This window comes from Streptomyces sp. NPDC127177 (assembly GCF_042672475.1).
Classification (GTDB): Bacteria; Actinomycetota; Actinomycetes; order Streptomycetales; family Streptomycetaceae; genus Streptomyces.
In genome coordinates, this window is the sequence record NZ_JBHXUW010000014.1 from 124626 (window position 1) to 136489 (window position 11864).

An 11864-nucleotide genomic window follows, 5' to 3' on the forward strand; every position below is an offset into this window, starting at 1 on the left:
CAGAGAAATCGTCCGGTACCCCCCGCGGACTGGAACGGAAGGCCACTGCCGAGTGAACGCAACAGCCCCCAAGGACCCCCTCGACGCGAGGGACCGCCCCGCCCGCCTCACCGTCGGCGTCGTCGGCGCGGGCCGTGTCGGCCCCGCCCTTGCCGCAGCCCTGCAGCTCGCGGGGCATCGCCCGGTCGCCGTCTCGGGTGTCTCCGACGCCTCGGTGCGCCGCGCCGCGACCCTGCTCCCCGACGTCCCCCTGGTGACGCCCGCCGAGGTGCTGGCGCGCGCCGAGCTCGTCCTGCTCACCGTCCCCGACGATGCCCTGCCGGGCCTGGTGGAGGGCCTCGCCGAGACCGGCGCCGTCCGGCCGGGACAGCTCATCGCACACACCTCCGGGCGCTACGGCACGAAGGTGCTGGACCCCGCGCTGCGGGCCGGCGCCCTGCCGCTGGCCCTGCACCCGGCGATGACGTTCACCGGCACATCCGTGGACGTGCAGCGGCTGGCCGGCTGCTCCTTCGGCGTCACCGCACCCGAACAGCTGAGGCTGGCGGCCCAGGCGCTGGTCATCGAGATGGGCGGCGAGCCCGAGTGGATCGCCGAGGAGTCCCGCCCGCTCTACCACGCGGCTCTCGCCCTCGGCGCGAACCACCTGGTCACTCTGGTCGCCCAGTCGATGGAGCTGCTGCGCACGGCGGGGGTCGCCGCCCCCGACCGGATGCTCGGCCCGCTCCTGGGCGCCGCCCTGGACAACGCCCTGCGCTCCGGTGACGCCGCCCTCACGGGCCCGGTCGCCCGCGGTGACGCGGGCACGGTCGCCGCGCACATCGGGGAGCTGCGCACCCACGCCCCGCAGACGGTGGCCGGATACATCGCGATGGCCCGGGCCACCGCCGACCGCGCGCTCGCCCACGGCATGCTCAAGCCGGAGCTCGCCGAGGACCTGCTCGGGGTCCTGGGCGACGGCGGCCGCACCGGCGGCACCGGACGGGAGGAGTCCCGATGACCGGCCCCGCCGCCACCCTGCTCCGCACCGCCGCGGAACTCGACGCGTACGCCCCCGCGGATGGCCACGCGTACGCCCCCGCCGACGGCCGTCCGGCCGACGCCCCCGCCGACGCCGGCCGCACCCGGCCCGAGCGCGCCGTCGTGATGACCATGGGCGCCCTGCACGAGGGCCACGCCTCCCTGATACGCACCGCACGCGCCGTCGTCGGCCGGGCCGGACAGGTCGTCGTCACCGTCTTCGTCAACCCGCTCCAGTTCGGGGAGGCGGCCGACCTGGACCGCTACCCCCGCACCCTCGACGCCGATCTCGCCCTCGCGGGAGCGGCCGGTGCCGACGTCGTCTTCGCCCCCTCCGGCGACGAGGTCTACCCGGGCGGGGAACCGCAGGTCCGCATCTCGGCCGGCCCGATGGGCGAGCGCCTCGAAGGCGCCTCGCGCCCCGGGCACTTCGACGGGATGCTCACCGTCGTCGCCAAGCTGCTCCACCTCACCCGCCCGGACCTCGCGTTCTACGGACAGAAGGACGCGCAGCAACTGGCACTGATCCGCCGCATGGTGCGCGATCTGAACTTCCCCGTGGAGATCGTGGGCGTGGAGACGGCGAGGGAGCCCGACGGGCTCGCGCTCTCCAGCCGTAACCGCTTCCTCGACCCGCACGAGCGCCGCACCGCGCTCGCCCTGTCCAGGGCCCTGTTCGCGGCCCGCGACCGGCTGGCCGCCCAGCAGGCGCTGCACGCCCGCGCGCTGGCCGGCGGGGCGGGCGAGGACAGGGCCGCCGGGCTCATCCGGCTCGGCGAGGCCCGGCTTGCCGCCGACGCGCAGGCGGTCGCCCGCGCCAGGCCCGACGGCGGACCCGCCGCGGTGCGCGCCGCCGCCCGCGCCGTCCTGGACGAGGCGGCGGCCGAACAGCCCCCGCTCGCCCTCGACTACGTGGCGCTGGTGGATCCGGCGGACTTCACCGAGATCCCCGACGACCACACCGCCGGGGACGCCGTACTGGCCGTCGCCGCCCGAGTGGGCGCCACCCGGCTCATAGACAACATCCCGCTGACCTTCGGAGCCACCTCGTGACCGGAATACGGCTGACCGCCCCCGCCCCCGGCTGGTCCATCGACGCCGACGTCGTGGTGGTCGGCTCCGGCGTGGCCGGCCTCACCACCGCGCTGCGCTGCGCCGCCGCGGGCCTCGCCACCGTCGTCGTCACCAAGGCCCGGCTCGACGACGGCTCGACCCGCTGGGCCCAGGGCGGCGTCGCCGCGGCCCTCGGCGAGGGCGACACCCCCGAGCAGCATCTCGACGACACCCTGGTCGCGGGCGCGGGCCTGTGCGACGAGGCGGCGGTGCGCACGCTCGTCACCGAGGGCCCCGACGCCGTGCGGCGGCTGATCGGGATCGGCGCGCACTTCGACACCACGGACGACGGCGACATCGCGCTGACCCGCGAGGGCGGCCACCACCGCCGCCGCATCGCCCACGCGGGCGGCGACGCGACCGGTGCGGAGATCTCCCGCGCCCTGGTCGAGGCGGTCCGCTCGGCGGCCCTGCACACCGTCGAGAACGCCCTGGTCCTCGATCTGCTGACCGACGCCGAAGGCCGCACGGCCGGCGTCACCCTGCACGTCATGGGCGAGGGCCAGCACGACGGCGTCGGCGCGGTCCACGCACCCGCGGTGGTCCTCGCCACCGGCGGCATGGGCCAGGTCTTCTCCGCCACCACCAACCCGCCCGTATCCACCGGCGACGGCGTGGCGCTCGCGCTGCGGGCCGGTGCGGAGGTCTCGGACCTCGAATTCGTCCAGTTCCACCCCACGGTCCTCTTCCTCGGCAGCGGCTCCGAGGGGCAGCAGCCGCTCGTCTCGGAAGCGGTACGGGGCGAGGGCGCCCATCTCGTCGACGCGCACGGCACGCGCTTCATGCTCGGACAGCACGAACTGGCCGAACTGGCCCCGCGCGACATCGTCGCCAAGGCGATCATCCGCCAGACACAGCTGCACGGCACCGAGCACATGTACCTCGACGCCCGGCACTTCGGCGCCGAGATGTGGGAGCAGCGCTTCCCCACCATCCTGGCGGCCTGCCGCGCCCACGGCATCGACCCGGTCACCGAGCCGATTCCCGTCGCCCCGGCCGCGCACCACGCCTCCGGCGGCATCCGCACCGATCTGCGGGGACGTACGACCGTGCCCGGTCTCTACGCCTGCGGCGAGGTCGCCTGCACCGGTGTGCACGGCGCCAACCGGCTGGCCTCCAACTCGCTCCTCGAAGGACTCGTGTTCGCCGAGCGCATCGCGGCCGACATCGTCACGGACCGCCCCCGCGCGGGCGCCGCGGCAGCCGTCCCGCACCCGGTGACCGCGCCGCTGCTCGCCCCCGAGGCCCGGGGCACGATCCAGCGCATCATGACCCGCGGCGCCGGCGTCCTGCGCTCCGCCGACAGCCTCGCCACCGCCGCCGACGAGCTGGAGGACCTGCACCGCAGCGCGGCCCTGAAGGCGGGGGCGGCCGAGCCGAAGCTCGCGGTGCCCGGTGTCGAGAGCTGGGAGGCCACCAATCTGCTCCTGGTCTCCCGGGTCCTGGTCGCGGCGGCCCGGCAGCGCGAGGAGACCCGCGGCTGCCACTGGCGCGAGGACCGGCCCGAGCGCGACGACGAGAACTGGCGCCACCACCTCGTCGTACGGCTCACCACCGACGGGCAGCAGACGCGGCCTGCCTCGGCGCTGGTCCTCCGTCGGACGGATACCGAGGCATTCGGCCCCGTACGCCCGTCCGGGCGAGCAGACTGCGCAGCAGCAAGCACCACCCACCCCACTCCCGAGGAGCCGTAACCGTGAGCACGCCCGAAGAGAATCCGCGCCCCACACCCGTGGACGTACCGCTGATCCAGATCGGCGCGCCCGCACCTGACGCGGGCGGCTGCGGAGACGGCTGCGGCTGCGGCGGGGGAGAGGGCTACGAGGACGAGTGCGGGCTGGACCCGGCGCTCGCCCAGCTCCTCGCCGAGTCGGGTCTCGACCCGGTCCAGGTCGAGGACGTCGCGCACGTCGCCATCGCGGAGGACCTCGACGGCGGGGTGGACGTCACGACCGTCGCCACCGTGCCCGAGGACGCCATGGCCACCGGCGACTTCACCGCCCGTGAGGCGGGCGTGGTGGCCGGTCTGCACGTCGCCGAGGCCGTTCTGTCCATCGTCTGTACGTCCGAGTTCGAGGTCGAGCGGCACGTCGAGGACGGCGACCGCGTCGTCGCCGGCCAGAAGCTGCTGACCGTCACCACCCGCACCCGTGACCTGCTCACGGGCGAGCGCGGCGCGCTCAACCTGCTCTGCCGGCTCTCCGGCATCGCCACCGCCACCCGCGCCTGGGCCGATGTGCTCGAGGGCACGAAGACCAAGGTCCGCGACACCCGCAAGACCACCCCGGGGCTGCGCGCCCTGGAGAAGTACGCGGTGCGCTGCGGCGGCGGGGTCAACCACCGCATGTCGCTGTCCGACGCCGCGCTCGTCAAGGACAACCACGTCATCGCGGCGGGCGGTGTCGCCGAGGCCTTCAAGCGGGTCAGGGACGAGTTCCCGGATCTTCCGGTCGAGGTCGAGGTCGATACGTTGCAGCAGGTCATCGAGGTGCTGGACGCGGGCGCCGATCTGATCCTGCTGGACAACCTCACCCCGTCGCAGACGGCCGAGGCCGTCGCGCTGGTCGGCGGCCGCGCGCTCCTGGAGTCCTCCGGCCGGCTGGCGCTGGACTCCGCCCGCGCCTACGCCGAGGCCGGTGTGGACTACCTGGCCGTTGGCGCGCTCACCCACTCCTCGCCGATCCTCGACATCGGCCTGGACTTCCGCGACACCGACGGGGCCGGCGCCTGATGCTGCTCACCATCGACGTCGGCAACACCCACACCGTGCTCGGTCTGTTCGACGGTGAGGAGATCGTCGAGCACTGGCGGATCTCCACCGACGCCCGCCGCACCGCCGACGAGCTGGCCGTGCTCCTCCAGGGCCTGATGGGCATGCATCCGCTGCTGGGCATGGAGCTGGGCGACGGCATCGAGGGCATCGCCATCTGCTCCACCGTCCCGGCCGTCCTGCACGAGCTGCGCGAGGTGACCCGCCGCTACTACGGCGACGTCCCGGCGGTCCTCGTCGAGCCCGGCATCAAGACGGGGGTGCCGATCCTGATGGACAACCCGAAGGAGGTCGGCGCGGACCGCATCATCAACGCGGTCGCCGCCGTCGACCTGTACGGCGGTCCGGCGATCGTCGTCGACTTCGGCACGGCCACCACCTTCGACGCGGTCTCCGCCCGTGGTGAGTACACCGGCGGTGTCATCGCGCCCGGCATCGAGATCTCGGTCGAGGCGCTCGGCGTCAAGGGCGCGCAGCTGCGCAAGATCGAGCTGGCCCGGCCGCGGAGCGTGATCGGCAAGAACACCGTCGAGGCCATGCAGTCGGGCATCATCTACGGATTCGCCGGCCAGGTCGACGGTGTGGTCGAGCGGATGAAGAAGGAGCTGGCCGCCGACCCCGACGACGTCACCGTCATCGCGACGGGCGGCCTTGCTCCGATGGTGCTGGGCGAGTCCTCGGTCATCGACGAGCACGAGCCCTGGCTCACCCTCATCGGCCTGCGCCTGGTGTACGAGCGCAACGTGTCTCGCCTCTGAAAACCGTTGCCCCGGCGGTCCGGCGGCGCGAGGGGTCCGCCGGACCGCCGCGCCGCCGACGGCCAGTTAAACGGATTTTGTCCATTTAGAACGTATTGTCGCGTCATGCCCACGCCCTACGGATCACGCGGCGGTATGGCGTTCAGCGCGGACGAGCTGCGAGTGCTCCGACGCGCCCTCGCCATCGCCCTCCACCCCGCGCCCCTGCCCGACGAGGATGTCCAGGACTGCCTGCGGCTAGCGGGCTCCGTGGACGAGACGGTCAGCGAGGCCGGACGGCTGCGCGCCTTCCTCCTCGCCGACCTCGTCCGCTACCGAAACGCCCTGCCCGGCTCGCTCAGCGGCTATCTGGAGCTCCTCCAGGACGCCCTGGCCGCCGGGTACGACCCCCGCCCCGAGGATCTCGCCGCGCTGCGCGCCCTGCGCGGCGGGCCGGTCGCCGCGGCGCTCCTGGAGCGCTGTCAGGTGCTCGCGGAGCGTTCGGTGCGCGCCCGCCTGGCCGGGCGTTCCGTCGCCGCGACGACCCCGGCGCCCCGCAGCCGGCTGCTCGCGCTGCCGGGCGGCCGTGCCGCGGAGCCGGAGAAGCCGAAGGCCCCGGCGCGCCCGGCGGCACCGTCCGACCGCCCGGCGCCGAAGCCTTCGGAGGTCTTCCCGCCACGCCGTCGCCCGGTGCCCCCGCCGCAGCAGCAGCGCGCCGCCGGATAGCAGGGCAGGGGGCGCGCCGGAACCCGGTGGCAGGCTCGCTACTCTGGACGCCATGGACTACGTATCCGCGCTCGTGCCCCCCGTGGTGATGGCAGCCTTCTTCATCGGTCTGGTCGTGACGATCGTCAAGAGCCAGGGCGGTCCCAACAAGGCCAAAGAGGATGCGGCCGTCGACGCGGCGATCAGCCGCTCCGAGGCGGCCCGGCAGGCGCAGCGGACCGAAGCGGTCTGACCCGGTAAACCCGGGCGCATTGCGCGCGGCACCATACGAAGGGCGTGCGGCTCCGAGAGAGCCGTACGCCCTTTTGTTGTGTGAATAACCGGCCATTCCAGACATTTGGCACTAGGGTGACGCTGTGCCCCGTCAATTGGGAGAGCTGGAAGACGCCGTGATGACCCGGGTCTGGCAATGGAACCGTCCGGTCACCGTGCGGGAAGTCCTTGAGGACCTTCAGCAGGAACGGTCCATCGCCTACACCACCGTCATGACGGTAATGGACAATCTCCATCAGAAGGGCTGGGTCCGCCGGGAAGTGGACGGCCGCGCATATCGATATACGGCGGTCTCCACCCGCGCCGCGTACTCGGCCGCACTGATGAACGAAGCCTGGTCGCGGAGTGACAACCCGGCCGCCGCGCTGGTCGCGTTCTTCGGCATGATGTCGGCCGAGCAGCGTGAGGCTCTCCGGGATGCGATGCGGATGGTTGTGCCCACTCTTCCCGAGGACGCCGAGGCGTCGGGCGGTGAAGCGGCCGATGAAGCCGATGAAGCGGATGAAGCCGTCGATGAAGCGGCCGAAGCGGCCGATGGGGCGGAGCCGGAGGCCGGGCGATAGCGTCGGGGTATGTCCTCAGAGCTTCCGCAAACCGATTTCCAGACCGAACCGTCGGTTATAAACGTGGCCATCACCGTCCGGCGTGCGAGGACGAGCGATGTGCCGTCCGTCCGGCGACTCCTCGACGGCTACGTACGTGAAGGCATCCTGCTCGACAAAGCAACGGTCACGCTTTACGAGGACATCCAGGAGTTCTGGATCGCCGAACGCGACGAGGACGCCCAGGTCATCGGCTGCGGCGCACTGCATGTGATGTGGGAAGACCTCGCCGAAGTCCGTACTCTCGCGGTCGATCACAGCATCAAGGGTGCCGGAGTCGGCCACCAAGTGCTGGACAAGTTGTTGCAGACCGCCCGCTGGCTGGGTGTGCGACGGGTTTTCTGTCTCACCTTCGAAGTCGACTTCTTCGCGAAGCACGGCTTCGTGGAGATCGGAGAGACGCCGGTCGACGGAGATGTCTACAGCGAGCTGCTGCGTTCCTATGACGAGGGAGTCGCGGAGTTCCTCGGTCTCGAACGAGTGAAGCCGAACACCTTGGGTAACAGCCGGATGCTTCTGCACCTGTGACCGTCGGAAGAACCCGAGGTCTATGTCCGAATCGCGCACGTTTCCCGTCTTCTTGCGCTCCTGAACCTCTCCCGGGGGTTTGTGTTTTCCGGGGAAAAGCGGTTTCCTTTCCGCGTACTCCATTTTCGATGAAAGGAAATCCGGTGGCACAGAAGGTTCAGGTCCTTCTTGTTGACGACCTCGACGGCGGCGAGGCGGACGAGACCGTCACGTTCGCGCTGGATGGCAAGACGTACGAGATCGACCTCACCACGAGCAACGCGGACAAGCTCCGTACGCTGCTCGAGCCGTACGCCAAGAGCGGTCGGCGTACGGGTGGCCGTGCCGCCTCCGGTCGTGGCAAGGGCCGTGCGGTTCCCGGTGGCAACAAGGACACCGCCGAGATCCGTAAGTGGGCGCGCGAGAACGGCCACAATGTGAATGACCGCGGCCGTGTTCCCGCGGACATCCGCGAGGCTTACGAGAAGGCCAACGGCTGAGCAGCCGGTTCATCGGAGGAAAGCCCCGTCCGGGCGCGCGTCAGTCGGGCCCGGTGGCATTCCGTCGCCACGGCGTCCACGAGCCGGACGAGATCGGGAGCATCCCCACCCCTGCTCCCGAAGCCGGAGAGGGCAGGGAGCGCCGGTTCCCCATCCTGCTCGTGGGGTGGACAGGGGGGCCGCAGCCATACCGCGGCCCCCGGCGGGCCCGGCCGGCCCGGCGGTGGTGGTGCCGTGATCCGGCCCCCCGCGCCGAGAGCGGTCAGTGCGAGGGTGACCTGGCCCCACTCCAGCCAGTCGAGCAGCCCGGGCAGCTCGTCCGCGCTCCCCGCGGCCACCAGCAGACTCATCCGTCGTCCCATGAGGGCCACGGGCCCCGTACGGCCCACCCGCCGCAGCGCCGCATGGCCGACGGCGGCGGGGACCACCAGCGCGTCGAACCGCAGCCCGGTCAGCAGCCGCACAGGTGCGTCACCGGCGGTGGCCCAGCCGAGCTCCCGCTCGTACCACCGGGCGCAGCCGCCCCGCGGTGCACGGCGGTCACCGCCGTCCCGCTCGACTGGAGGCGGAGTACGCGGTGACGGGACGGTGGGTGCCATGCCGGAAGAACTCCGGATCCGGGCCGGGGGTTACGCAGAGTCCATGATCGAACGCGTAGTGTGTCCGGGTTGGGGGCGTACGGGAGCATTCGGGAGTACGAAGATGTTCGCCCGTAGCGGAGGGAACCCGCGTACGCCGCATGGACTGTCTGTAATTGCGGGTAAGACATCCCTAGTGGGGAGGGGCGACACGCAGCCACCGGACGTCTCACGTTCGCCATCGGCGTACTGGCGATAGGGGTATCTGCCTGGCCTGCGGGAACATCGTCTCGCACCATCGGGTTGGAGCAGTTGTCGGCGTTCGGGGCAGGAGGCCACGACGGGTGTCGGCAGTTGAAATGAGCGGTCCCCGCTTGCGGGACTAAGCTGCGGAAGGACAGGGAGGGGACCGACCCCTTACTGCCTGACCGCTCTGAGGAGCGATTAACGATGTTCGAGAGGTTCACCGACCGCGCGCGGCGGGTTGTCGTCCTGGCTCAGGAAGAAGCCCGGATGCTCAACCACAACTACATCGGCACCGAGCACATCCTCCTGGGCCTGATCCACGAGGGTGAGGGTGTCGCCGCTAAGGCCCTGGAGAGCCTCGGGATTTCGCTCGAGGCGGTCCGCCAGCAGGTGGAGGAGATCATCGGTCAGGGCCAGCAGGCCCCGTCCGGCCACATCCCCTTCACTCCCCGAGCCAAGAAGGTCCTGGAGCTGTCGCTCCGCGAGGCCCTTCAGCTCGGCCACAACTACATCGGCACCGAGCACATCCTGCTCGGCCTGATCCGCGAGGGCGAGGGCGTCGCAGCCCAGGTCCTCGTGAAGCTGGGCGCCGACCTGAACCGGGTGCGCCAGCAGGTCATCCAGCTGCTCTCCGGTTACTCGGGCGGCAAGGAGGCTGCCACAGCGGGCGGCCCCGCGGAGGGCACGCCCTCCACCTCCCTGGTGCTGGACCAGTTCGGCCGGAATCTCACCCAGGCCGCTCGTGAATCCAAGCTCGACCCGGTCATCGGGCGCGAGAAGGAGATCGAGCGGGTCATGCAGGTGCTGTCCCGCCGTACGAAGAACAACCCTGTCCTCATCGGCGAGCCCGGTGTCGGCAAGACGGCGGTCGTCGAGGGCCTGGCCCAGGCCATCGTCAAGGGCGAGGTGCCCGAGACCCTCAAGGACAAGCACCTCTACACCCTCGACCTCGGTGCGCTGGTCGCCGGTTCCCGCTACCGCGGTGACTTCGAGGAGCGCCTGAAGAAGGTGCTCAAGGAGATCCGCACCCGCGGCGACATCATCCTGTTCATCGACGAGCTCCACACCCTGGTGGGTGCGGGTGCCGCCGAGGGCGCGATCGACGCGGCCAGCATCCTGAAGCCGATGCTGGCGCGGGGTGAGCTCCAGACCATCGGTGCCACCACGCTCGACGAGTACCGCAAGCACCTGGAGAAGGACGCCGCGCTCGAGCGCCGCTTCCAGCCCATCCAGGTCGCCGAGCCCTCGCTGCCGCACACCATCGAGATCCTCAAGGGTCTGCGCGACCGCTACGAGGCCCACCACCGCGTGTCCATCACGGACGAGGCGCTGGTCCAGGCCGCGACGCTGGCCGACCGCTACATCTCGGACCGCTTCCTGCCGGACAAGGCGATCGACCTGATCGACGAGGCCGGTTCCCGGATGCGCATCCGCCGGATGACCGCGCCGCCGGACCTCCGCGAGTTCGACGAGAAGATCGCGGGCGTCCGCCGCGACAAGGAGTCGGCCATCGACTCCCAGGACTTCGAGAAGGCGGCCTCTCTCCGCGACAAGGAGAAGCAGCTGCTGGCGGCGAAGGCCAAGCGCGAGAAGGAGTGGAAGGCCGGCGACATGGACGTCGTGGCCGAGGTCGACGGCGAGCTCATCGCCGAGGTCCTCGCCACCGCCACCGGCATCCCGGTCTTCAAGCTGACGGAGGAGGAGTCCTCCCGTCTGCTGCGCATGGAGGACGAGCTCCACAAGCGCGTCATCGGTCAGAAGGACGCCATCAAGGCGCTCTCGCAGGCGATCCGTCGTACGCGAGCGGGTCTGAAGGACCCGAAGCGCCCCGGTGGCTCGTTCATCTTCGCCGGCCCGTCCGGTGTCGGTAAGACCGAGCTCTCCAAGACGCTCGCCGAATTCCTCTTCGGTGACGAGGACGCGCTGATCGCCCTCGACATGTCGGAGTTCAGCGAGAAGCACACGGTCTCCCGTCTCTTCGGCTCTCCCCCCGGGTATGTGGGATACGAGGAGGGCGGTCAGCTCACCGAGAAGGTGCGCCGCAAGCCGTTCTCCGTCGTCCTCTTCGACGAGGTCGAGAAGGCCCACCCCGATATCTTCAATTCCCTGCTCCAGATTCTGGAGGACGGTCGCCTGACCGACTCCCAGGGCCGAGTGGTGGACTTCAAGAACACGGTCATCATCATGACGACCAACCTCGGGACCCGGGACATCTCCAAGGGCTTCAACCTGGGCTTCGCCGCCCAGGGTGACGTGAAGACGAACTACGACCGGATGAAGAACAAGGTCAACGAAGAGCTCAAGCAGCACTTCCGGCCCGAGTTCCTCAACCGTGTCGACGACACGGTCGTCTTCCACCAGCTCACCGAGGAAGACATCATCCAGATCGTCGACCTCATGCTCGCCAAGGTGGACGAGCGGCTGAAGGACCGCGACATGGGCATCGAGCTCAGCGCGGAAGCGAAGTCGCTCCTGGCGAAGAAGGGCTACGACCCCGTGATGGGCGCCCGGCCGCTGCGCCGGACGATCCAGCGCGAGATCGAGGACATCCTCTCCGAGAAGATCCTCTTCGGTGAGCTGCGCCCCGGTCACATCGTGGTCGTCGGCACCGAGGGCGAGGGTGACGAGAAGAAGTTCACCTTCCGTGGCGAGGAGAAGTCGGCTCTGCCCGACGTCCCCCCGATCGAGCAGGCGGCAGGCGGCGCCGGCCCGAACATGACGAAGGAAGCGTGACAGGCGCCTAGCGCGCCCGAGCGTTCGAAGGGGCGGCCCCCGACCGGTTTCGACCGGTC

General features: G+C 70.7%; 12 protein-coding genes. 11 read left to right on the plus strand and 1 reads right to left on the minus strand.

Going from position 1 to position 11864, the window contains the following annotated elements; genetic code table 11:
• The first annotated feature begins 52 nt into the window (after positions 1 to 52).
• The 10 genes from ACFVJX_RS11705 (at position 53) to ACFVJX_RS11750 (ending at position 8248) form a co-directional block, all read left to right on the plus strand.
• The gene (locus tag ACFVJX_RS11705; RefSeq protein ID WP_384126330.1) at positions 53 to 1000 is read left to right on the plus strand and encodes a Rossmann-like and DUF2520 domain-containing protein; all 948 of its coding nucleotides are present in this window, start codon (positions 53 to 55) and stop codon (positions 998 to 1000) included.
• Complete coding sequence (gene panC / locus ACFVJX_RS11710) at positions 997 to 2073, plus strand: pantoate--beta-alanine ligase (protein ID WP_384126332.1); 1077 nt, start codon at positions 997 to 999, stop codon at positions 2071 to 2073. Before ACFVJX_RS11705 ends, panC begins: the two co-directional genes overlap by 4 nt.
• Complete coding sequence (locus ACFVJX_RS11715) at positions 2070 to 3827, plus strand: L-aspartate oxidase (RefSeq protein WP_384126334.1); 1758 nt, start codon at positions 2070 to 2072, stop codon at positions 3825 to 3827. Before panC ends, ACFVJX_RS11715 begins: the two co-directional genes overlap by 4 nt.
• 2 nt (positions 3828 to 3829) lie before the next feature.
• On the plus strand, positions 3830 to 4864 hold the full coding sequence (gene nadC, locus ACFVJX_RS11720; protein ID WP_384126336.1) for a carboxylating nicotinate-nucleotide diphosphorylase: 1035 nt from the start codon (positions 3830 to 3832) through the stop codon (positions 4862 to 4864).
• Positions 4864 to 5661: a type III pantothenate kinase gene (locus tag ACFVJX_RS11725; protein WP_384126337.1), complete on the plus strand. Its 798-nt coding sequence runs from the start codon at positions 4864 to 4866 to the stop codon at positions 5659 to 5661. The genes nadC and ACFVJX_RS11725 overlap by 1 nt, the downstream gene beginning before the upstream one ends.
• 135 nt (positions 5662 to 5796) lie before the next feature.
• Positions 5797 to 6366 (plus strand): hypothetical protein, encoded by a 570-nt coding sequence (locus tag ACFVJX_RS11730; RefSeq protein WP_384126358.1) that lies wholly within the window; start codon positions 5797 to 5799, stop codon positions 6364 to 6366.
• 52 nt (positions 6367 to 6418) lie between these two features.
• A complete protein-coding gene (locus ACFVJX_RS11735; RefSeq protein ID WP_384126339.1) occupies positions 6419 to 6598 on the plus strand; it encodes a hypothetical protein in 180 nt (59 codons plus the stop codon).
• A 124-nt stretch (positions 6599 to 6722) separates the two neighbouring features.
• Complete coding sequence (locus ACFVJX_RS11740) at positions 6723 to 7202, plus strand: BlaI/MecI/CopY family transcriptional regulator (protein ID WP_384126341.1); 480 nt, start codon at positions 6723 to 6725, stop codon at positions 7200 to 7202.
• A 9-nt stretch (positions 7203 to 7211) separates the two neighbouring features.
• Positions 7212 to 7769, plus strand: coding sequence for an amino-acid N-acetyltransferase (locus tag ACFVJX_RS11745; protein ID WP_384126342.1), 558 nt, complete (start codon positions 7212 to 7214; stop codon positions 7767 to 7769).
• Between the two features lie 143 nt (positions 7770 to 7912).
• Positions 7913 to 8248 carry an Lsr2 family protein gene (locus ACFVJX_RS11750; RefSeq protein ID WP_363071198.1) on the plus strand — a complete coding sequence of 112 codons (336 nt, stop codon included), beginning with the start codon at positions 7913 to 7915 and terminating at the stop codon, positions 8246 to 8248.
• Here ACFVJX_RS11750 and ACFVJX_RS11755 read toward each other — a convergent pair.
• Positions 8227 to 8847, minus strand: a complete 621-nt coding sequence (locus tag ACFVJX_RS11755) for an SCO3374 family protein (RefSeq protein WP_384126344.1) — start codon at positions 8845 to 8847, stop codon at positions 8227 to 8229. The genes ACFVJX_RS11750 and ACFVJX_RS11755 overlap by 22 nt on opposite strands.
• A gap of 429 nt (positions 8848 to 9276) precedes the next feature.
• Here ACFVJX_RS11755 and ACFVJX_RS11760 point away from each other — a divergent pair, with 429 nt between their 5' ends.
• Positions 9277 to 11805 (plus strand): ATP-dependent Clp protease ATP-binding subunit, encoded by a 2529-nt coding sequence (locus tag ACFVJX_RS11760; protein ID WP_384126346.1) that lies wholly within the window; start codon positions 9277 to 9279, stop codon positions 11803 to 11805.
• The last annotated feature ends 59 nt before the right edge of the window (positions 11806 to 11864 follow it).